Source organism: Pseudomonas sp. C32, from assembly GCF_030417915.1.
In the GTDB taxonomy this organism is placed as follows: domain Bacteria; phylum Pseudomonadota; class Gammaproteobacteria; order Pseudomonadales; family Pseudomonadaceae; genus Aquipseudomonas.
Map to the genome: position 1 here is coordinate 18,095 of NZ_JAUHUK010000014.1, position 22,050 is coordinate 40,144.

Annotated in this window: 15 protein-coding genes and 1 tRNA gene; 3 read left to right on the forward strand and 13 right to left on the reverse strand. The window is 59.6% G+C overall.

The features are described 5' to 3' along the window. Positions 1–64: 64 nt before the first annotated feature. Both QYH43_RS17035 and QYH43_RS17040 read right to left on the reverse strand, forming a co-directional pair. A complete protein-coding gene (locus QYH43_RS17035; RefSeq protein WP_095056174.1) occupies positions 65–505 on the reverse strand; it encodes a CBS domain-containing protein in 441 nt (146 codons plus the stop codon). 439 nt (positions 506–944) lie between these two features. Next, positions 945–2,504 (reverse strand): diguanylate cyclase, encoded by a 1,560-nt coding sequence (locus QYH43_RS17040; protein ID WP_301157675.1) that lies wholly within the window; start codon positions 2,502–2,504, stop codon positions 945–947. Between the two features lie 458 nt (positions 2,505–2,962). Here QYH43_RS17040 and QYH43_RS17045 point away from each other — a divergent pair, with 458 nt between their 5' ends. Beyond that, entirely contained in the window at positions 2,963–7,015 is a 4,053-nt protein-coding gene (locus QYH43_RS17045) for a glycosyl hydrolase family 28-related protein (protein WP_301157525.1), read from the forward strand. Between the two features lie 136 nt (positions 7,016–7,151). Here the strand turns inward: QYH43_RS17045 and QYH43_RS17050 are convergent, their stop codons facing one another. The 3 genes from QYH43_RS17050 to QYH43_RS17060 form a co-directional block, all read right to left on the reverse strand. Then, positions 7,152–7,427, reverse strand: a complete 276-nt coding sequence (locus tag QYH43_RS17050) for a type II toxin-antitoxin system RelE/ParE family toxin (RefSeq protein ID WP_301157526.1) — start codon at positions 7,425–7,427, stop codon at positions 7,152–7,154. Next, the gene (locus tag QYH43_RS17055; RefSeq protein WP_095056248.1) at positions 7,427–7,699 is read right to left on the reverse strand and encodes a CopG family ribbon-helix-helix protein; all 273 of its coding nucleotides are present in this window, start codon (positions 7,697–7,699) and stop codon (positions 7,427–7,429) included. Before QYH43_RS17055 ends, QYH43_RS17050 begins: the two co-directional genes overlap by 1 nt. Positions 7,700–7,961: 262 nt before the next feature. Next, positions 7,962–9,572 (reverse strand): mechanosensitive ion channel family protein, encoded by a 1,611-nt coding sequence (locus QYH43_RS17060; protein ID WP_301157527.1) that lies wholly within the window; start codon positions 9,570–9,572, stop codon positions 7,962–7,964. A gap of 290 nt (positions 9,573–9,862) precedes the next feature. Between QYH43_RS17060 and gltS the strand changes: the two genes are divergently transcribed. Then, entirely contained in the window at positions 9,863–11,077 is a 1,215-nt protein-coding gene (gene gltS, locus QYH43_RS17065; protein WP_095152211.1) for a sodium/glutamate symporter, read from the forward strand. 63 nt (positions 11,078–11,140) lie between these two features. Here gltS and QYH43_RS17070 read toward each other — a convergent pair whose 3' ends face one another. The 8 genes from QYH43_RS17070 to fdnG all read right to left on the reverse strand — a co-directional run bounded on the left by QYH43_RS17070 (position 11,141) and on the right by fdnG (position 20,578). Beyond that, positions 11,141–11,356, reverse strand: a complete 216-nt coding sequence (locus QYH43_RS17070; RefSeq protein WP_095056168.1) for a hypothetical protein — start codon at positions 11,354–11,356, stop codon at positions 11,141–11,143. A gap of 152 nt (positions 11,357–11,508) precedes the next feature. Further along, positions 11,509–11,604: transfer RNA gene (locus tag QYH43_RS17075), tRNA-Sec, on the reverse strand. 6 nt (positions 11,605–11,610) lie between these two features. After that, on the reverse strand, positions 11,611–13,518 hold the full coding sequence (selB, locus tag QYH43_RS17080) for a selenocysteine-specific translation elongation factor (protein WP_301157531.1): 1,908 nt from the start codon (positions 13,516–13,518) through the stop codon (positions 11,611–11,613). Then, on the reverse strand, positions 13,515–14,945 hold the full coding sequence (gene selA, locus QYH43_RS17085) for an L-seryl-tRNA(Sec) selenium transferase (protein ID WP_301157533.1): 1,431 nt from the start codon (positions 14,943–14,945) through the stop codon (positions 13,515–13,517). The genes selB and selA overlap by 4 nt, the downstream gene beginning before the upstream one ends. Positions 14,946–14,996: 51 nt before the next feature. Further along, entirely contained in the window at positions 14,997–15,923 is a 927-nt protein-coding gene (fdhE, locus tag QYH43_RS17090) for a formate dehydrogenase accessory protein FdhE (RefSeq protein WP_301157534.1), read from the reverse strand. A gap of 3 nt (positions 15,924–15,926) precedes the next feature. Further along, on the reverse strand, positions 15,927–16,580 hold the full coding sequence (locus tag QYH43_RS17095; RefSeq protein WP_095152215.1) for a formate dehydrogenase subunit gamma: 654 nt from the start codon (positions 16,578–16,580) through the stop codon (positions 15,927–15,929). After that, the gene (gene fdxH, locus QYH43_RS17100) at positions 16,577–17,512 is read right to left on the reverse strand and encodes a formate dehydrogenase subunit beta (protein ID WP_301157536.1); all 936 of its coding nucleotides are present in this window, start codon (positions 17,510–17,512) and stop codon (positions 16,577–16,579) included. The genes QYH43_RS17095 and fdxH overlap by 4 nt, the downstream gene beginning before the upstream one ends. Further along, complete coding sequence (gene fdnG, locus QYH43_RS17105; protein ID WP_143498433.1) at positions 17,513–20,578, reverse strand: formate dehydrogenase-N subunit alpha; 3,066 nt, start codon at positions 20,576–20,578, stop codon at positions 17,513–17,515. A 295-nt stretch (positions 20,579–20,873) separates the two neighbouring features. Here fdnG and QYH43_RS17110 point away from each other — a divergent pair, with 295 nt between their 5' ends. After that, positions 20,874–22,028 (forward strand): MalY/PatB family protein, encoded by a 1,155-nt coding sequence (locus QYH43_RS17110; RefSeq protein WP_301157538.1) that lies wholly within the window; start codon positions 20,874–20,876, stop codon positions 22,026–22,028. Positions 22,029–22,050 lie beyond the last annotated feature (22 nt).

Below are 22,050 nucleotides of genomic sequence, written 5' to 3' on the forward strand. Positions count from 1 at the left end.
GCCCGCCACCGGACGATCAGGCCTTTACTCGTGGGGAGGGAGAATTCACTTACCCTTGGTCGCTTTAATCTCCGCGAATGTAGTGCTCCAACTGCCGGATCAGATTGGCTTGCTCGACGATGGCTTCTTTCACCAGATCACCAATCGATAAAAGGCCAATCAGTTGATCACCCTCCAGCACCGGTAAATGACGTAGGTGACTGTCGGTCATGACCACCATGCAGCGCTCTATGCTCTGCCGACTGTCTGCCGTCACGACGGGCGCGCTCATGATGGCCCTGACCGGCGTACCCACCGAAGATCGGCCCTGTAGAACGACTTTGCGCGCATAGTCGCGTTCACTGATAACACCGATAACCAAACCCTTCTCGATGACAGGTAAAGCACCCACGTTCTTCTCAGCCATCATCTTCAGTGCGTCGAGCACCGTCTGATCCGGCGCGATGCTATGCACCTGCTGGTTTTGCAAGACCTTCAGTTTCAGCAACTGTGCGACTGTTTTCATAAGTGCCTACCCTGCGAATCACGGTTAAAAAATCAAAAAAAAACGCCTGAAACCTTTTGGTTTCAGGCGCCTTTGCCTGTTCTTTTGTGGTGTTGAAGCCTGCCTTACATACCCGATATCACTCCGGACATGTCAGCCCATTCGATCGTCATTGACCGGGCTGCCCAGGAAAATATGTACAGATAAATCCGATGCGGGTCTTGCAGCCTTTGTGCCAGTCGGCAGCCGCGGTCCAGGCAAACGTCAGTTGGAGGTAACCAGACGTCCAGGAAAGCGAACTGGCATGGAAAACACATCGAGACGACTGAGGTAGTGGACGCAAAGCCCGCTGCGCCGCCTTCGATTGGTGCACGGACTCATGCATGGCGCGTTACAAAAGCGCATGTTTCGGTCCGTTACGCAGCACAGCCGGCAAGCAGTCCATCATCTCTGCGTCAGATCAGGCCTCTAGCGTTTCAGTCATTGCGATGCCTTTGCGACCTAATTGTTTGACGCCATACATGGACTGATCCGCCGTTTTAAGCAGCGTGTCGAGACTCTGGCCGTGAACAGGAAACAGCGAAACCCCGATGCTGCACGAGAGCGCTCGCTCGCCAGCGGTTGTCATGACCGGCTGAGCGATGGCTCCAAACAACCTCTCCGCCTTTTTTTCCGCACTCTCGGCGCTGGTAATGTCCGTGAGCAGAATGACGAATTCATCCCCTCCATAACGTGCGACGGTGTCACGCGAGCGGGTCGCCTGAAGCATGCGACTTGCGACCGTTCGAAGCACTTGATCGCCGACTTCATGGCCGCATTCGTCGTTGATTTCCTTGAAGTGATCCAGGTCGATCAACAACACGGCAAACTGCGTCCCATCCATTTTCCAGTGGCCGATGGCCTGCTCAAAACGATCGGCAAAGAGGTAGCGGTTGGGCAGTTCTGTGAGTACGTCATGGGTTGCCAGATACGTTGCTCGTTCGTGCTCGACTTCAGCCCTTTCTATTGCCTTGAAATGCCGGATCAACACAAGTGGCATGAGGACAAGTGCCCCGGCCAGAACGGCAAGAATCACCCATGTTTCGGCGGTCAGAACATCCCCGAAACGCAGTTGACGCTCAAATAGCAACGTCATGGGTTGTGATGCGTTTCTGATGTCGACCCGATCAGACAGGCACGGCAAGAAAAACTGATCCAGGACGCCAGCCTGCTCTGTCTCTGTAGAAAACACGTTGTTTTCTGTACCCGCCCCGGTTTTCAGAACAGCGCTGATATGGACGAAAGGATCGACGTTCGCATCGTTGACGGCCTGCAATAGCGAGTCCGTTTTGATCAAAAGCAACGACAACATCGTGCTGCCGAAAAAGTTGGGGCGCGTGCTCTCTCTTGCATCCTCGGTACGACTGACAGACTGCATCAGAATGTAGGCATTACCCCCTTCGTACATCGAGAAAACGGGTGATACGACGGGTTTCTGATTGCTGCGGGTTCGCGCCAGTGCATATGAAAGATGCCCAACGGTTTCCAGCCGAACGCCATAGATCGAACTGGATTCCGGGGCTGGCGGGTACATGAACAACACGGGCCAGGTCTCATTGAGATTGACCTGATGCTGGGCAGGTTGCTGAGCCAGGCTCGGGAAATCCTTGAGTGCAAAATCCGGACGCCAGGTGCGTCTCAACAGTTTTTCAAAGGCTGCCTGCTCGGCGACGGGTACCGCCCTCGCCGCCTCGAGCATGTAAATATGAGGGTACGCGGATAAAACCGCTGCCGCATAGCGAGCGGCTGCTTCCGTATCGCTCTGGTCGACGGCCTGAAGAAATGCAGAAAAACCCGACAATACCGCTTCATTGGTATCGAGCTGGTTGCGCACGATGCCGGAAATGTTCTGTACGTACTCTGAAAAACGCGTTTTCCGGCGTTCAGTCTCGGACGTCAGCAGTAGCAACGTCGAAAACCCCACCAAACCGACCGCCAAAAGCATGAACCCCACCAAAGAGCTGCGCCGTTTGGTAAGCATCATTCGGGCTTCTCGACTTGCAGAGCGTACGGGGTGCCGAGGGGCATAACTAGAGCAAAGGCAAGCGCTATGGTTTTCAAACGAGGTGCAATCCATGCAGTAAAAAGGGAAGTCCAAAGTGTCACAGTGCCAGTATCTCACTAAACCGCACGGTAGACGTAGAGCCGATTAAGCGTACTGATCCCCATCTTGCTGCCGTTGTTCTTGAAGTTCTCTGCGACTCCAGACAATTTTCCGCCAACTCTTTGGCTGGTTCACTGCGACTTCGCTCCCCGAGCGGTCGTCAACAAAACGTTATTTTTCCGAAATGTTTTATAACCGTTAATCAGTAAAATCTGTTTTTTGACGCCTGACCGATGTGCGGTCACAACTTTTGAGCTCCTCCGGGTCATAAAACGGTAACTGCAGATGGAATATTGGCATTTACCGAGGTTTTCGCCTGATACGGAGATAAACTCATGATTTTCAATGTACGAGATTTTGGCGCCAAGGGAGATGGCATCACTGACGACACGGCGGCGATACAACGCGCAATTGATGCGGCGGCCGCTGCAGGCGGGGGGCAAGTGTATGCGCCGACCGGAACTTATATCGTTTCGGGGGGTGAGGAGCCTTCCGACGGCTGCCTGATGCTCAAGAGTAACGTCTACCTGTACGGCGATGGCATGGGCGCAACCACTGTCAAAGTGGCTGACGGTTCCGACACCAAGATCACCGGCGTCATCCGCTCCGCCTATGGCGAGCAAACCCACGACTTTGGCGTCAGCAATCTCACCATCGACGGCAACCGTGACAACACCACGGGCAAGATCGACGGTTGGTTCAACGGCTACATTCCCGGCGAAGCGGGCTACGACTCCAACGTCACCCTCGACAGCGTCGAGATCAAGGATTGCTCCGGGTACGGTTTTGACCCTCACGAGCAAACCGTCAACATGGTCATCAAGAACAGCGTCTCCCACGGCAACGGCCTGGACGGATTCGTTGCCGACTTCCTCAGCGACAGCACCTTCGAAAACAATGTTGCCTACGACAACGACCGGCACGGTTTCAACATCGTTACCAGCACCCACGACTTCACGCTCACCAATAACGTTGCCTACAGCAACGGCGGTAATGGCATCGTGGTGCAGCGCGGCAGCGAGGACATCCCCTCCCCCAGCAACATCACCATCACCGGCGGCGAGGTGTACGGCAACGGCGCCGAAGGGGTGTTGATCAAACTGTCCAGCGAGGTGACCGTCAGCGGCGTCGACATTCACGACAACGCCAGCGCCGGGATTCGCATCTACGGCAGCAACCACGTCGAGATCATCGACAACACGCTCAACAACAATTCCCTGGGCAGCCCCGTCCCGGAGATCATCATTCAGTCGTACAACGACACCCTGGGCGTGTCCGGCAAGTACTTCAACGGCAGCGATAACACCCTCCAGGGCAACGTCATCATCGGCAGCAACCTGTCGACCTACGGCATTGCAGAGCGCAATGAAGACGGCACTGATCGCAACGCCATTATTGGCAACACCATCAGCCACACCAGCAACGGCGCCACGCTGATCTATGGCGACGGCAGCTACGTCAGTGCCACGGTGCCGATGACCATCGTGCAAGGTACGGCTGGCAACGACACCCTGCTGGGCAGTTCCGCGACCGAGATCTTCTACGGCGGGGCCGGCAACGACACGATCAACGGCGGTGCCGGTGGCGACATTCTGGTGGGTGGTGCGGGCCTCGACAAACTCACCGGCGGTACCGGCGCCGACACGTTCCGTTTTGTCACTCAGTCCGACAGTTACCGCAACGCAACCACAAGCTTCGATGACACCCTCACCGACTTCGACGTCACCCAGGACAAGATCGATCTCGCCGGCCTCGGATTCACCGGGCTGGGCAATGGCCGTGGCGGCACTCTGCAAGTCAGCTACAGTGCCAGCAGCAATCGCACTTACATCAAGGACTACGATGCCGACGCCAGCGGTAACCGCTTCGAGCTGATTCTCTCAGGCAACTTCGCCAGCACCCTGACCGCCAGCAACTTCATCTTCAATAGCGTGATCACCGGCACCAGCGCCAGCGACTCGCTGCTGGGTAGCGATTCGGCTGATACCCTGCTCGGCCTTGCGGGTAACGACAGCCTCAGTGGCGGCGCGGGCGACGACATGCTCGACGGCGGCGCCGGGCGCGATTCGCTGTACGGCGGCGCGGGTGCCGACACCTTCCGCTACAGCAACGTGCTCGACAGCTACCGCGACTACGACACTGGTGGTATCACGGCCAGCGACTCGATTTATGACTTCACCGTGGGTGTCGACAAGATCGATGTTTCGGGCCTGGGCTTTCTCGGCCTCGGCGATGGCCACAATGGCACGTTGTACATCACCCTCAACGCGGCCGGTGACAAGACCTACATCAAGTCCGCCGAAGCGGATGCCGACGGCAATCGATTTGAAATTGCCCTCAGCGGTAACTACCTCAACACCCTGACCGCCAGCGACTTCGTGTTCGGCGAGCGCGCCCAGCAGGACATCCTCTACCTGCCCACCCTCGGCCAATCCAATGCGCGCCTACTGCGCATGACGGAGGACGACAATCAGTCCGGCACCTCGATGCTGGTCAACGACCTGGACCGCTACACCCCCTACGACGTTCGCAACCAGTTCACCGATGGCAATGGCAACGGCATCGACATTGCGGTGGGCGGCAGCACAGTCACCGGCCTGTCGACGCTGAGCGCCGAGGAACTCAAGTTGTGCTGGTGGCTGACCGACACCAATCAACCCGGGGCTGCGCTGTTGCGCGCCGTGACGCTACTGCGGGACCAGCTCACCGAACTTCAATCGATCAGTAACGTCACCATGGGCATCATTTGGGGCCAGGGCGAGGAACCGGCCCAGGAGATCGGCCGCGCCACGGACAAAGCAGCGGCCGCCGCGGCCTACAAGGCCGCGACCCTCAAGGTGTTTGATTACCTGCATGCCCAACTCGGCAACTTCAACGTGTACTTGATGGAAACCGGTCACTACGAGCAGGACGCGGCGCGTGCCCGTGGTTATTCGGAGGAGAAGATTGCTTCCATCGTCGAGGGCGTTGGCTATGTCCGGACCGCCCAGGAAGCCATCGCCGCCGAGCGTGCCGACGTCAAGCTGGCGGCGGACTACACCGACCTCCCCTTGCGCTATGAAGTCGAGCCGCTGGCGTATCCCGACGACGTCTGGCACCTGCACGAAGAGTCGGCAGAGATCGTTGGCCAGCGGCTGGCCGACTACATCGCCTATGACCTTGGCTTCCAGGGCAACCCCAACGACAACAACGGCGTGCAGGACATTTTCGACAACGCCCGGACCATGATTTCCGGTACTGTTCAGGCGGATACCCTGGTGGGCAGTTCGGGCAACGACACGCTGGATGGAAACCTGGGCGCCGACACCATGACCGGTGGCGATGGCAACGACATTTATGTGGTCGATAACGCATCAGACCGCGAGGTGGAAACCAACACCTCGACCTCACAGATCGATGCGGTGCAGGCCTCGGTCAGTTGGTCCCTGGGCGCCAATCTCGAGAACCTGGTGCTGACCGGCGTGTCGTCCATCAACGGCACCGGCAATGAGCGGCAAAACTTCATCACCGGCAACGCCGCCAACAACGTGCTTGATGGTGCAGCAGGAGCCGACAGCCTGAGCGGCGGCGATGGCAACGACACCTATTACGTCGACAATGCCGATGACGCCGTGATCGAGACCAACAGCAATGCAACGCCTGGTGGGATCGACAGCGTGCACAGCAGCCTGGCGGCCTTTACCCTCAGCAATAACGTCGAACATCTGTATGTCGATAGCACTGGCGCCGCCAATGGTACGGGCAATGCGCTGGACAACACGCTGTTCGCCGGAGCTGGCAACAACGTGCTGGACGGGCGCGATGGCATTGACACGGTGTCCTATGACCGCGCCTTGTCCGGCGTGACCGTAAACCTCTCAACGTCTGCGCAACAAAACACCGTGGGTTCCGGGCTAGATACCGTGAAATCCTGCGAAAACCTGACGGGAAGCGCCTACGCCGACAGCCTGTCGGGCAACAGCGCCGCGAACGTTCTGAACGGTGGCGCGGGCAACGATGCGCTGGTGGGTGGTTCGGGCGATGACCGGCTGATCGGCGGTGCAGGCACCGACAACCTCACCGGAGGTACTGGCGCGGATACCTTCGCGTTCAGTGCGCTGTCGGACATGGGTGTCGGGGCTTTGCGTGATGTGATCAACGGTTTCAAGAGCACCGAGGGCGATCACCTGGATTTCACCGGCCTGGACGCCAACCCGCTGACCGTCGCTGTCGACGCCTTCACCTTCATCGGCAGTAACGCCTTCGACCCTGCCAACGCCACCGGCCAACTGCGTTTTGCCGATGGCATTCTTCAGGGCAGTGTGAATGCGGGGGCCACACCCGAGATCGAAATCCAACTGGTGGGCGTTCAGGACCTGCACGCCAACGATTTCACAACTTTGGGTTAAACCCCGGATCCAAGCAAAGTCGCGGCCACCTGAAGATCGAAGGCGAACGCCGGGGTTTGCTGGGGGATGGTGCGACCCATTTGATGGCGGTGTTTATGCGGGAGAGCGGGTTTTGAGAGCGACAGACTTCAAATCGCTATCGATTCTCGCGTGTGTGCCACAAGCGAAGCAGATAGAGGGTTGTACCCTGGATTTCGTAACGTAGTTCGTAGTGACCAACCAGGATTCGACGCACATCACGCGGGTCAAACTCCTCGATGCGCTCACCAATGCGAGGATTGGCAAGCAAAATACCTGGTGTCGAAGTAAGTTGCCGGACCGTATGAATGGCGGCGGTTTTGTTTACTGTTGCCAAAAACTCGTAAAGACGGGAGATATCGGTAAGTGCCTTGCCAGTCCACTTCACCTCCATCAGTGTGGCACCGGTAACGGCGTGTCTGTTCCCAAACTGTCAGCCCAGGCCTGGACAGCCTGATGGTCAATCACGCGATCTGCGTCTACATCAGCAAGGGCTTCACGGGTTAGACGACTGCGCTCCTCTTCCAGGTCGATCCAGGCGCATAGAGCTTGCTTGACGATCCAGTTTTTGGATCGTTCCAGACGCTCGGCCATTTCATCGACCTTCTCGGCTAGATCTACAGGTACGTGAGCCGTTACAGATCGGGTTTTGACGGATGTAGCCATAATCATTACTCCTTTGCCAACCAATGCAGTCAGCTCAAGCATGCGCAACCTTGATTCAAAGCGAATCTCTTTGAATCGAATTAAATCATAATTAGTAAGCCAGGAAGGTCGCGCGCGACACGTGGTCAGAAAAAGCCATGACTACCCCGCCATCAACGCCGCTTCGGTTTGTGCCCCGGCCAGGAACACCGCGATTTCCGGGTCGGTCCGCAAGGCGTGGAGCAGAAACTCAAGCATGCTGCGAATTCCCTTTCAGTGGTGGTCAACGATCTTTGGGTTCTTGCGCTGGAGCCGTAAACCACTTGTCCTTGGGCACCCACTTTTCTTGTTGCGGATCACCCAGATAGTGCGGCGACATGATCTGCACGCCGTACTCGTTGAACACATCCTGAATGTTGGCGTGCAACATGCTGAGCAACACCGCGCGCGGCCGAGGCTGGCTTGGAATGGCCTGGGCCACCAGACGGTACTCCGGGTAGAAATCTGACAATGCCGTTTGAAACACTTGTGCGGGTGGGTTTTCGAGAATCCCGGGCGTGCGCCTTGCAGCTTCCAGCAACATCCCTTCGACCTGTCGCCACGGAGTGTCGTAGCCGATGGTCACCACGGTATCGACCACGTAACCGGGGCCTTGTACGACCCGTGAATAGTTCTTGGTGACCGTGCCGGTGATCATCGAGTTGGGCAACGTCAACACCTCGCCCAGACCGGTGCGAATACTGGTGGTGAACATACCCAGTTCGGTGACTGTCCCTTCGTGATCGCCAATGCGCACGAACTCACCGGGGCGCAAGGTTCGGGTGTACGTCAGGATCAACCCGGCCGCAGCCTGCCCGACCACGCTGGAAGCACCCAGTGAAATCATCAGACCGACCAGTACCGACAAGCCTTTGAACGCATCGGTACCCGCTCCCGGCAGGTACGGATACGCCATGGCCAACGCAAACAGCCAGATGGCCAGGGACGTCAGGCGTTGGGTCGGTTGCAGGGTTTCATGGTTCAGCCAGCTGAAGGTGCCGGGCATGGCCATGCGGCGCAGAATCCGGCGCATGAACGCCGTGGCGCCGCGAGCGATGAAAAAGATCGCCAACGCCACGCCCAGGCCGGGTATCGCGCCGAGGATGCCTTGCAATAAATAATCGCCGACTTCCAACAGATAGTTGTTGAGGCTTTCACCCCATGGCCGGGTATAGGGAAAACGCGACAGGACAAACCCCAGCCACTCATACGTCAGCAACAACACGATGACCCAACGCAGAAACTCGAGCAGGCGGCTGACCAGCGGATAGAGAAACTTGGCGTCGAACAACGGCACCCGTCCGACCTTGATCGCCTGGGTGTGCTTGTGCATCAGTTCGGGCAGTCGCTTGAGCACCCGGCGACGCAGAAACACCATGCACAGCAGTAGCCCGAGGTAGATCCCCGTGGCGAGCAACGCCGCAGCCACCGACCGCAGTATCAACCGCAGGCTGCGGCCTTCCTGGATTTCGGCCACTACCTGTCGCAGTTTTGCAGCCGCCGCTTCGGCTGCCTGTTGCGCCGATTCGTACTCGGTTTCATCGTAATCCTTGGGCGACACGATAAAGGCACGGCGACTGCCCAACAGCACCATGTAGCTTTTCAGCACAGGGTCAACGGTGACACTCAGGTCATCCGCTTCATCCAGGGCTTCGCCGATGACCCCTTTCGCCCGTTTGACCCGCGACGCCGGCGCTTCGCCGAGGATCGTCGCTCGAAACACCATGATGCTGCGGTTGGCCACTTTCAGTTCAGCGGGCGCATCGATCACCTTGGGTGTTTCATCAGCCCATGACAACGCTGACCAGAACAGACCGAATACAGTCAACAATACAGCGAGCACCCTGCTCCGCATGGGTCATTTCCTTACTTCACAAAAAATTCAGATAGAGGCTTGTTTCGCAGCGTAGTTCACCGATAAATGGTTGTCAGATTTCGGCTGCCTCCCCTTTGCGAGCCGCTGGGTGATGGTCCCGAGATTCGGGCACTAGCCGAGTTCTGCGACTCGCAATCATGATCCTTGGGGGAAAACAGGAAGGCTCCGGCTTTCCTGCTATGTTCCAATCACCGTTCATTGACGCAGGTCTGAACATTGGACGGCTATATCCTGATAATGCACTTTTCAGATTTCCAGGCGGGCTTTCGATGACCTCCCAGCTCTTTGAAGTTCACGGACTCGTGAGTTTTACCCTTGCGATACTCCTGCTGTTCCTCGGTAAAACCATCGTTCAACACAACACGTTTCTACGCCAATACTGCATTCCCGAATCGGTAGTCGGCGGGTTCGTCTGTGCGGCGGTAACGTCGCTCCTGTACTTCGGCCTCAATATTCAGATCGAATTCGATTTGCAGATCCGCGACACGTTGCTGCTCTACTTCTTTGCCGGTATTGGTTTGCGATCGGACATGCGCCAACTCATCAAAGGCGGACGCCCGCTGCTGATCCTGCTGGTGCTCGCCAGCGTATTCATTGTTTTGCAAAACACGCTGGGCATGGGTGTGGCCGAAGCCTTTGGGTTCGATCCCAAGGCGGGTTTGATGGTGGGCTCGATTTCCCTTACCGGCGGGGTCGGCACCACCCTGGCCTGGGCACCGATCTTCGTCGAAAAACTGGGCATCAGTAACGCCCATGAACTGGGGATCGCCAGCAACACCGTGGGTCTGATCGCCGCTTGCGTGATTGGCGGCCCTATCGCCAATCGTTTGATCAATCGTCATGGCCTGACGCCTTCCCGGGATGCGGAGCTGGAAGTCGGCATTCTCGAGCAACAACCGAGCAAGGCACTGGACTACTACGACGTGCTCTGGGCATGGATGTGGCTCAACCTGACCCTGATGCTCGGCTATGGACTCAACCTGCTGCTGGTCGATGCCGGCATCACCCTGCCCAAGTTCGTCAGCTGCCTGTTCGCGGGCATCGTCATTCACCACATCGTTCTGGCCGTGCTGGGTGATTCGCGATTGAAAACCTGGAGCGGCGCGAGCCTGGGTCTGGCACTGATCTCGGATATCTGCCTGGGCATGTTTTTGACCATGGCCCTGATGGGGCTTCAGTTATGGCAGCTCAGCGGCGCCTTGATGTTCATAATGTGCGCGTTGACCCTGCAAATTCTGTTGACCGTCGTCTACACGTATTTTGTGGTCTTCCGCTTCATGGGGCGCGATTACGAAGCCAGCGTGATCGCTTCCGGGTTCGGCGGCATAACCCTCGGCTCCACCGCAACGGCCATTGTCAACATGACGACCGTGACGCAAAAGTACGGCGCAGCCCACCAGGCCTTCCTGATCGTGCCGTTGGTGTGTGGCTTTTTCATTGACCTGGTCAACGCCGTGATCATCGGCATGTTCAGCGGTATTTAATCCCGGCCAAAAACAAAGAAGCCACTCGATTGAGTGGCTTCTTTTGAAGTTTTTTTCGCTCGTCTAGGCCAGTTTGATGGTTCCGCCCTGGATCTCATCCCGCGCCATCCGCAAATCATAGGCGTCCTGATGGAGCTGGTGGATCAGGTTGAGCAACCGTTGGCGCAACACCTCGTCCTTGAGTTGCTCAGCTGCACGCATCACATCGAGCGCCGCTGCCTCATTGTTGGAGGCGACGGAGTCGAGCAGTTTGCGCACGCTTCTTGATGGCCGATTCATCTCTTCCTTGCCCTCTGTTTTCGATGACGCGAATCATAGGGCTTGAATGTTTCGTCCATGTTTCAAATACGGTGAAATCAAAAAGTGCATCATCCATCCAGTTCGACTGCCGTGGAGAGCGCCGGGCGGGATATCGACCCGGAGCAGAGAATTGGCGGAAGGCAGCCGGAGTCGAACCTGCCCGGGAACGGATGCCGTCCCCAACCGGGTTTGAAGCCCGGCCGCGCCACCGGGCGCGATTGCCTTCCTTGAAATCAGGGCTCGGGGTGTTGAGCCAATGCATTGTCCAGACGAATCTGCCGACGATCACCGAAGCGCCGGGTCAAGCCTATGCGGTCGAAGTATTCCAGAATCTGAATGCTGCGCTTGCGCCCCAAACCGACGGCATCGCGAAACGCCGTCACCTGAATCACCGGGTCGACGGCCGCCAGTTGCACAAGCATAGCTGCCAATCGACGGATCATGCTGTCGGTGTAGAACAGGTCACGCACCACTTGATGCAACAGGCCCAGACGCGCCATTTTGCGCAACAGCGCGCGCACGGTCGCTTCGTCATGCCCCAGGTTGCGCACCCACGGCGGATCGAAACCGGCTTGTTCGAACAGCGGTTGCAAGCGTTGCCACAGCGCTTCGTCTTCTTCACTCAAGCGCACCTGATGGTCGGGAAGATGCAGCCACGGACCGCTGCTGGCGATGTCGCCACTGGCCAATAACTCGTCGAGCAGGCTGATGAAGGTCGGGCGGTCGAGCGCGGTGCCGGTAAAGCGCCGCAAGCGGTCGCGGTCCGGGCCCATCTGGTCGGGTTCCAGTTCATGAAAGCGTGCGAGGTGCGCAAGCAATGGAGCTTTCAGAGCTTCCCAACGGGCGGTGCTGTACAGCAACGGGCCTTGCCGGGTGTCGATCATTCGAATGTCGTCGGGCAACGCCCAGGTGTTGCGAGGTCGATTGAACTGACGCTCCACGCGTTGCGGGTCCAGTCCGACATCACTGAGGGACAGCAACGCCGGCAGGATCTCTTCCAGTTTCTCGCTGTTGGCCAAAGCGTGTAATTGCGCCAGGCGTTCGGGGCTGCGCCGTTGGCGACTGGGGGCAAACGGGTCGAGCACCCGACCGCCACCGAGCGTTCTCTGAGCGCTTTGGTCGCGCAGGATCAGCCGGTCACCCTTCACGGCGTGCACGGGTGAATTGAGCAAGACTTGCGCAAACATGCGCTCGCCCGGTGGCAGGCTGGCGCCTTCGAGCAAGGCCACTCGCCCGGTCACGTCCTGCGTGCCGAGGTGAACGTGAACCGGTTGGAAGTGTTCGAAAGCGCGAGACTCGCTCGCCAGCAGTTGCAGGTCGATATCCAGGCGCTCGGTGGGTGCGTGAAGCCAGTCGGCAAGCAACCAGTGACCACGATGAATCTGCTCCAGCGCCAGGCGATCCGCGCTCAGGTTCAGGGCCACGCGTTGACCGGCAAAAGTGCTGTCTGCCGTCTGGTTCTGTGCATGCAACCCGCGAATGCGCACCGGTTTGCCCTGCGGTCCCAGCAACAACGTATCGCCCACCGCCACTTGCCCCGACAACGCCGTGCCGGTGACCACGATGCCCGCACCGGCAATGCTGAATCCCCGATCGATCGCCAGGCGAAAGCCGCCTTCGGTACTGCGTTGCTGCACTTCGCGCTGGGTTTGCAACAGCTGTTGGCGCAAGCTTTCGACGCCTTCGCCGGTGATACTCGACACTGCAATCAGCGGTGCATCGACATAGGGTCCGGGGGCCAGCAAGGCGCGGATTTGCTGGTGTACGGTTTCGATCCTGGCGCTATCGACCCGGTCACATTTGTTGATCGCAACGATTGCCCGGGGAATGCCCAGCAGTTCGACAATCGCCAGATGTTCGCGGGTCTGCGGCATCACCCCATCATCGGCAGCCACCACCAGCAACACCAGATCAATGCCTTGAGCCCCGGCCAGCATGTTGTGAGTGAAGCGCTCGTGACCGGGCACATCGATGAAACCGGTCAGGCCCGCTCTCGGCTCCAGCGCCGCATAGAGATAACCGAGGTCGATGGTCATGCCGCGTTCGCGTTCTTCCCGGCGTCGGTCACCTGCCTGGCCCGTGAGCGCCTGGAGTAAGGCCGTCTTGCCGTGGTCGATGTGCCCTGCGGTGCCGACAATCACCCTGCCCGGCCCTCCATGTGCAATTGATCGAGCTGCGCCAGCCACGCCGGTTCGTCATCCAGTTGCCGCAAGTCCAGCCACAGGGCGTCATCGTCAATGCGACCGAGCACGGCAATCGGCAAACGTCGAAAGGCTTCCTCCAGATTCAACAAGGCACGCCCACGCAAACGCTTCGACGTGAGCGGCCGCAGACACAATGCGGCGCTGGGCAACCGCGCCACCGGTTGGCTGCCGCTGCCGATCATGCCCAGGGCCGGTAACGCACTGACGGTCCACTCCTCGCCCACTACCGTGGCCAGCGTCGGGCGCAGGCGTTCAGCCTGGGCCAGAATTTCGTTTTGCGGCCGGGTCAGCAGGCGCAGGCTCGGCAACCGCTCGGCCAGACGGTCCGGGTTGCGGTACAGGTTCAACACCGCTTCGAGGGCGGCGAGGGTCAGTTTATCGACACGCAAGGCGCGCTTGAGCGGGTTCTTCTTGATCTTGGCAATCAGCGCTTTGCTTCCGACAATCAGCCCGGCCTGCGGGCCACCAAGCAGTTTGTCGCCGCTGAAGGTGACAATGTCCGCACCATCCTGCAGCGCCTGCCGCACCGTCGGTTCGGCGGGCAAGCCCCAACGGGTCAGATCCAGCAAGCTGCCGCTGCCGAGGTCTTCGAGCAACGGCAACCCATGTTGATGGGCCAATTGCGCCAACTCGGCGGTCGGCACACTCGTGGTGAAACCCTGAATGCTGTAGTTGCTCGCGTGCACGCGCATGATCAAGCCGCTGCGCGGGCTGATGGCCGCTTCGTAGTCGCGGGCGTGGGTGCGGTTGGTGGTGCCGACTTCATGCAGCTTTACCCCGGCGCGGGCCATGATGTCGGGGATACGAAAAGCGCCGCCGATTTCGATCAACTCGCCTCGGGAGATGATGCCTTCCTTGCGCGCCCCCAGGCTGTTGAGGGTCAGCAGCACAGCGGCGGCATTGTTGTTGACCACGGTCACGGCTTCGGCGCCGGTCAATTCGCGGATCAGGCCTTCGATCAAATCGTCGCGGTCGCCGCGCTTGCCGGTTTGCAGGTCAAATTCCAGATTGAGCGGATAGCGAGCGGCCATTTGTACGGCCTCTATCGCTTCTTCGGGCAACAACGCCCGGCCGAGGTTGGTGTGCAGAACGGTGCCGGTGAGGTTGAATACCCGCCGCACATGGCTGCGGTGTTGGCTGGCCAACCGCTCGCCGACTCTACCCGCCAGCACCTCGGGGCTGACCTCAACCGGCGCGAGCAAACGCTGCTGAACATCGTCGCGCAACTCGTCGAGCAATTGACGCAGGGCGGCAAGTAACGCGTCGCGTCCAAAGCGCTCGGCCAACGGCTGGTACGCCGCATGACGCAACAGACTGTCAACGGAAGGCAAACGCAGGTGATGGCTGGCACCGCTGGCGGACATCTGGCACTCCTGAAATCGAAAGACCGTCGCGCCAGAGTGTAGACGCTGTGGTCATTCGTCTCCCGGTGCCAGCAACAGATTCGGCGCCAGACGCTGGTAGCCGTCCTGGGCCAGGCGCATGTCGAGCATCAGGCTGGACAGGTCCGCCGACAGCGCTTCGGCATGGGCGTCGTTTTCCAGGTACAACAATTTCAGATACGTGTTGCAGCTCGGGCACATCTCGGCGCGCAACGGTGCCTGATTGGCGGCGTGGCGATCGTCCTCAAGGCTGAGGTAGTCCAGCCCCTTGCTCTGTTCGCAGTACACGCATTTGACCCGCACCACATGCCACTCGCAGGCACACAAGGAACAGGCCAGATAGCGTAAGCCGTTGTGTTTGCCACGATTGCGGATCACCCCGGCCATGGCCGGTGAACCGCAGGCCGGGCATTGGCTGAGGCTGTCGCCGGGCTTGAGTTGCAGGTTGGGCGTGCTCAACAGCCAGTGGCTCCAGGCCGTTTGCAGGGCCGCACCGAGAAACGGCACCAACGCTGCCGGCACCAGCGAAAACTGGCCGCTAACCAGTGCCACCGCCCAGGCGCGTCGCTGACCGGGGCTGGCCTGGTTCAACGCTGCCAGTGCGTCGGTCACAGCCGGTTGCGACGGTGCCGGGTAGCTTTCCAGCAATGCATCGAGATACGGCTGCCAGTCGTCTTCGCGCACCAGGCTGTCGGCCGCGAAGGGCGGCAAGCCGTGTTGCTGGCAGACCTCAATGCGTTGTAGATCCAGCGGTTCGCACAGCGGCGGGTTGTCCAGCACATGCTGTTGCACCCGGCACAACCCGGCGATGAGGCGCAGATAATCGGCCAGCGGATGCCCCTCGGCCAGCTGTTCCAGGCGCTGGGCGCGCAGATCAAAAAGTGTGTGCGGCGGCAGGTGCAGAAACGGCGGCGAACTGGCCGCCGCTTCGATTTGTCCGGGTTCGAGGATGGTTGGCAACGGTCAGCCCTTTTTGGTGATCGGTGGTTTAGGTGCCTCGTCACGGGTCACCTCGCGGTACCAGAGTTCATGGTGTTTCTTCGCCCAGGGACGGCTGACCCAGCCATGCAGCATGGCGCCGACCGAACCCTTGATCCAGAGTCCGGCGTAGATGTGCACGATGATGCTCAGGATCAGCACGAACCCGGCCAGCGCATGCAGCAACATCGCCCAACGAATCGAGGTGATGCCGAAGTACTCGCTGAAATACGCCCGCCAGATCACCAGACCGCTGAACAACAGCACCAGCATGCACAGCAGTAAAGTCCAGAACAGCAGCTTCTGCCCGGCGTTGTATTTGCCCACCGCAGGCACATCCTCCTCGTCATTGGCCATCACCCGATCGATGCGCCTGAGCCACAGGCGATCATTGGCAATGAAGAAGTTGGCGCGCCAGAAGCTCAACACCAGACCGAGGAAAAACACGAACATCAGCACGCCCATGAACGGGTGCAGGATCCTCGTCCATGGCCCGCCGCCGAACAGGTTGCTCAGCCAGAACAGCGCCGGATGGAACAACGCCAGCCCGGACAACCCGGCCATCAGGAACAGAATCGCCACCAGCCAGTGATTGGTACGCTGGTTGCTGGTGTAGCGCAGGATGGTCTTGTTGCTCATGGCCTGCCCTCCCCGCGTGGATCGAAGGTATGGACCGCCGGATCAACCTCATGCACCGAGGTGTCCGGTGGACTGGGGTGCTCATCTTCCTCGACACGGTTCGGTCCGATGCGCACGTAATGGAAGAACCCGGCCAGCACCGCCGCCCCCATGGCCAACAACGCCAGAGGTTTGCTGATGCCCTTCCACAGTCCTACCAACGGGCTGATCGCGGGATGATCAGGTAACCCGGCATAAATCCGCGGCGTGTCGGCGTGGTGCAACACATACATCACGTGGGTACCGCCAACGCCTTCGGGGTCGTACAGACCGGCGTTTTCAAAGCCACGACTCTTGAGGTCGACGATGCGCTCGGCGGCATGTTCCTTCATGTCGTCCTTGGTGCCGAACACGATGGCGCCGGTTGGACAGGTCTTCACGCAGGCCGGTTCCAGCCCCACCGCCACCCGGTCCGAACACAACGTGCATTTGTAAGCTTTGTGATCCTTTTGCGAGATGCGCGGAATGTTGAACGGGCAACCGGTGATGCAGTAGCCGCAACCGATGCAATGATCCTGATCGAAATCGACGATGCCATTAGCGTGCTTGATGATCGCACCGGGGCTGGGGCACGCCGCCAGGCAACCGGGTTCGGCGCAGTGCATGCAACCGTCCTTGCGGATCAGCCACTCCAGGTTGCCGGCGTCGGTTTCGTGCTCGGTGAAGCGCATCAACGTCCAGGTTTCCGCGGTGAGGTCTTGCGGGTTGTCGTAGGTGCCATGGTTATGGCCGACCTCGTCGCGCAACTCGTTCCATTCCGAGCAGGCGACCTGGCAAGCCTTGCAGCCGATGCATTTGGTGGTGTCGATCAGCTTGGCGACTTCATCCACGCCGCGCACCGAGGGCGCGGGTGTGGTGGTGGCCGAGCGGGCGATGATGTCTTGGCTGGCCATTTAGACTTTCTCCACGTTGACCAGGAATGACTTGGATTCCGGGGTCTGTGTGTTGCCATCGCCGAGGAACGGCACCAGGGTGTTGGTCAGGTAGCCGTGTCGCGTGAGGCCCGTGAAACCCCAGTGCAACGGGATACCGATCTGGTGCACCACCTGATTGTTGACCTGCAGCGGACGAATCCGCTTGGTCACCACCGCCACCGCTTCAATGAAACCGCGCTTGCTGCTGACCCGCACCCGGTCACCGGCGACGATGCCTTTCTCCTTGGCCAGCACTTCGCCAATTTCAACGAATTGCTCCGGTTGGGTAATCGCGTTGAGCTTGCAGTGCTTGCTCCAGAAGTGGAAATGCTCGGTCAACCGGTAGCTGGTGGCGGCGTACGGGTAATCCTTGGCCACGCCGAGGGTTTCCCATACCGAATCGAAGATTCGCGCGGCCGGGTTGCTGGTGGCTTTCTTGTTTTGCGGATGCAGCGGGTTGATACCAATTGGCGTCTCGAACGGCTCGTAGTGTTCGGGGAACGGGCCTTCGTTCATCTTGTCGACGGCGAAGAACCGTGCCACGCCTTCGGGGTTCATGATGAACGGATTCATCCCCGCTTCCGGCGCCACGTCGGCCTTGTAGTCCGGCACATCGGTGCCGCCCCAGGCCTTGCCGTTCCACCACACCAGGCGTTTTTTCGGATCCCACGGCTTGCCGGACAAATCCGCCGAAGCGCGGTTATAGAGAATCCGTCGGTTCGCCGGCCAGGCCCACGCCCAACCTTGATGCTGATGCATGCCGAACGGATCGTTGTTGTCACGGCGCGCCATCTGGTTGCCCGCCTCGGTCCAGCTGCCGCAGAAAATCCAGCACCCGGATGCCGTACTGCCGTCGTCCTTGAGTTGACCGAACCCGGCCAATTGCGCGTTGCCCTTGATCGCCGCGCCCGTCGCGTCGGTGAAATCCGTGGTGGCGTAGCCGTTGATTTCCTTGGCCAGTTCTTCCGGTGAAGGCTCGTGAGCAATCTTGTACGGCCACGACAGTTTCAGCATCGGATCGGGGTATTTGCCGCCCTCTTTCTCGTATCGCTGGCGCAGACGCAGGAACAGTTCACACATGATCCGTATGTCGGTGCGCGCTTCGCCGGGGCCATCGGCGCCCTTCCAGTGCCATTGCAACCAGCGGCTGCTGTTGACCAGAGAGCCGTCTTCCTCGGCGAAACAGGTCGTGGGCAAGCGAATGACTTCGGTCTGGATCTCGGCGCTGTTGACGTCGTTATACGGCCCGACCTTTTGCCAGAACTCCGAGGTCTCGGTGGCCAGCGGGTCCATCACCACCAGCCATTTCAGCTTGGCCAGTGCCGCCATCACCCGGTTTTTATCGGGCAGCGCGGCGATGGGGTTAAAGCCCTGGCACATGTAGCCGTTGACCTTGCCCTGGCCCATCAGGTCGAACACCTTGAGGATGTCGTAGTTGGGAATGTCCAGCTTCGGCAGGTGGTCGTAGGCCCAGTTGTTCTCGACCGTGGCATTGGCGCCGTACCAGGCTTTCATCAGGCTGACATGGAACTTGCCGTAGTTCTGCCAGTAGGACAGCTGCCCTGGGCGCAACGGTTTTTGCGTGCGCTTGACGATGTAGGCGTTGTAATCCTGCTCGGCATCGGTGGGCAGCGTGAGGTAGCCCGGCAGCGAGTTCGACAGCAGGCCCAGATCGGTCAGGCCCTGGATATTGGAGTGCCCGCGCAAGGCATTCACGCCCCCGCCCGGCATGCCGACGTTGCCCAACAGCAGTTGCACCATCGCCGCGCTGCGGATGATCTGCGCGCCAATCGAGTGCTGAGTCCAGCCCAGGGCATAGAGAATCGTCATGGTCTTGCCCGGTTGCGAGCACGTGGCGATCTCTTCCCAGATTTTTTGCATCGCATCGACCGGCATGCCACAGATCTGGCTCGCCAACTGGATGTTGTAGCGGCTGTAGTGCTGCTTCATCAGTTGATAGACGCAACGCGGGTCTTGCAGGGTCGGGTCGACTTTGGCGAAGCCGTCTTCACCTAGCTCATAACCCCAGCCGGACTTGTCGGTGTACGTCCGTTTGGCCGCGTCGTAACCGCTGAAAATCCCGTCCTCGAAGCCATACCCGGCTTTGACGATGAACGACACGTCAGTGTAATTGCGCACGTATTCGTGCTGGATCTTGTCCTCGGTCAGCAGGTAATTGATCAGCCCGCCCATGAAGGCGATGTCGGTGCCGGTGCGGATCGGCGCGTAAAAATCGGCCACCGAAGCGGTCCGTGTAAAACGCGGATCGACCACGATCAGCCGGGCGTTGTTGTGCGCCTTGGCTTCGGTCACCCATTTGAAGCCGCACGGATGCGCTTCTGCTGCGTTGCCGCCCATCACCAGAACCAGATTCGCGTTAGCGATATCGGTCCAGTGGTTGGTCATGGCACCACGGCCGTACGTCGGGGCAAGACTTGCCACCGTCGGGCCGTGTCAGACACGCGCCTGGTTATCAAACCCCAGTATGCCGAGACTGCGAATGACCTTGTGGGTGATGTAGCCCGCTTCGTTGGACGCCGCCGAGGCCGCGAGGAACCCGGTGGTGAGCCAGCGGTTCACCGTTTGGCCCTGGGCGTTTTTCTCGACGAAGTTGGCGTCGCGGTCGGCCTTCATCAGGTCGGCCACGCGGTCCAGTGCTTCATCCCAGGAAATGCGCGTCCACTCGGTGCTGCCGGGCTTGCGCATCTGCGGGTATTGCAGGCGTCCGGGGCTGTGAATGAAGTCCAGCAGGCCTGCGCCTTTGGGGCAAAGGGTGCCGCGGTTGACCGGGTGGTCGGCGTCACCTTCTATATGGATGATGTTTTGCGCGACATTCTTCGCATGATCGCCCTGGCTGTACATGATCAAACCGCAACCGACCGAGCAATACGGGCAGGTGTTGCGGGTTTCATGGGTGTGGGCGAGCTTGAAATGACGCACCTGTTCGGCAAAGGCAGCCGTTGGGGCCATGCCCAACGCGCCAAGGCTAGAGCCTGCAAGGCCGATACCGGCGACCTTGAAGAACTGACGACGGCTGAGATCCATCGTGCACTCCTGATCAGGTGGAACCCGGTACATGGCCGGGTCTTTTTGAACAACCACGGTGGCGGCAGTCTGAGTGCCGACACTTCAACTTTAGCCAATGCTGTCGAATTCACCATGACAACCGACCGTCGGACAAAATCAGCTTGCTGCGAAGACCCTTGTGGGAGCGAGCCTGCTCGCGATGGTGTGTCAGCTGACATCAGCGTATCTGACCCACCATCGCGAGCAGGCTCGCTCCTGCAGTAGGTTGGCGCTTATCATTGGCGCATGTTCAACCCCGCTTACGAGACCGCGCATGACTTTCGATTTTGATCAGGTGTTCGACCGCCACAACACCGGCAGCACCAAATGGAGCCGCTACCCGGCCGATGTGTTGCCGATGTGGGTCGCCGACATGGACTTCGCCGCGCCGCCGGTGATTGTCCAGGCCCTGCAAAAACGCCTGGAGCACCCGATGGTCGGCTACAGCGTTGCCCAGGACGACTTGCGCGAAGCGATCGTCGCCGATCTCTGGACCAAGTACGCCTGGCGCGTCGAGCCGCAAGAGCTGATCTTCCTGCCGGGGGTCGAGTCGGGCTTCAACATGGCGCTCAAGGCGCTGGTACAGGCACAACAGAATGTCGTCGTGCAGGTTCCAAACTATCCGCCGCTGCGCCATGCGCCGGGGCATTGGGGGCTGAACAAGGTAGAGCTGAGTTTCGATTCGCTGCCGGACGGCACCTATGCCACGCCGCTCGCAACTTTGAGCGAATCCTTGCAGGGCGGCGGCGCGCTGCTGCTGAGCAACCCGCACAACCCGTTGGGTAAAGCCTTTCCCCGGGAAGAGCTGCAAGCCATAGCCGATATCTGCATGGAGCACGACGCCTGGATCATCTCCGACGAGATCCACGCCGAGCTGTGCTTCGACGGCCGCACGCACATTCCGATGGCCACCCTGAGCCCGCAAATCGCCCAACGCACCATCACGCTGATGTCGGCGAGCAAGGCCTACAACATCGCGGGCCTGAAAACCTCGTTCATGATCATTCAGGACCGCCACGTGTGCGAGCGCGTCAACCACGCCCGTTGCGGCATGGTCGACAGCGTCAACCCGCTGGGCATGGAAGCCACTCGCGTGGCCTACAGCGAAGCGGCACCGTGGCTCGCCGAGTTGAAGGTTTACCTGCAAGGCAACCGCGATTACCTGGTCGACGCCGTGCGCACCCGTTTGCCGGGCATCACCATGAACGTGCCGCAAAGTACTTACCTGGCCTGGCTGGATTGCTCGGCGCTGGGGCTGGACAATCCGCAGCAGTTCTTCCTTGAACAGGCCAAGGTCGGCCTGAGCGCCGGACTGGATTTTGGCGATGACTGCAAGCAATTCGTGCGCCTGAACTTCGGCTGCCCACGCTCGCTGCTGGAAGAAGGCCTGGCGCGGATGGAGCGCAGCTTGCGCAACCTGAAGGCCTGATTCTCCCCGAAGCCCCCCGCTC

Bases quoted from the DNA above. Each gene is read 5' to 3' on its own strand.
- QYH43_RS17035 (WP_095056174.1), bottom strand. From the start codon at position 505: ATGAAAACAGTCGCACAGTTGCTGAAACTGAAGGTCTTGCAAAACCAG.
- QYH43_RS17040 (WP_301157675.1), bottom strand. From the start codon at position 2,504: ATGCTTACCAAACGGCGCAGCTCTTTGGTGGGGTTCATGCTTTTGGCG.
- QYH43_RS17045 (WP_301157525.1), top strand. From the start codon at position 2,963: ATGATTTTCAATGTACGAGATTTTGGCGCCAAGGGAGATGGCATCACT.
- QYH43_RS17050 (WP_301157526.1), bottom strand. From the start codon at position 7,427: ATGGAGGTGAAGTGGACTGGCAAGGCACTTACCGATATCTCCCGTCTT.
- QYH43_RS17055 (WP_095056248.1), bottom strand. From the start codon at position 7,699: ATGGCTACATCCGTCAAAACCCGATCTGTAACGGCTCACGTACCTGTA.
- QYH43_RS17060 (WP_301157527.1), bottom strand. From the start codon at position 9,572: ATGCGGAGCAGGGTGCTCGCTGTATTGTTGACTGTATTCGGTCTGTTC.
- gltS (WP_095152211.1), top strand. From the start codon at position 9,863: ATGACCTCCCAGCTCTTTGAAGTTCACGGACTCGTGAGTTTTACCCTT.
- QYH43_RS17070 (WP_095056168.1), bottom strand. From the start codon at position 11,356: ATGAATCGGCCATCAAGAAGCGTGCGCAAACTGCTCGACTCCGTCGCC.
- selA (WP_301157533.1), bottom strand. From the start codon at position 14,945: ATGTCCGCCAGCGGTGCCAGCCATCACCTGCGTTTGCCTTCCGTTGAC.
- QYH43_RS17095 (WP_095152215.1), bottom strand. From the start codon at position 16,580: ATGAGCAACAAGACCATCCTGCGCTACACCAGCAACCAGCGTACCAAT.
- fdxH (WP_301157536.1), bottom strand. From the start codon at position 17,512: ATGGCCAGCCAAGACATCATCGCCCGCTCGGCCACCACCACACCCGCG.
- QYH43_RS17110 (WP_301157538.1), top strand. From the start codon at position 20,874: ATGACTTTCGATTTTGATCAGGTGTTCGACCGCCACAACACCGGCAGC.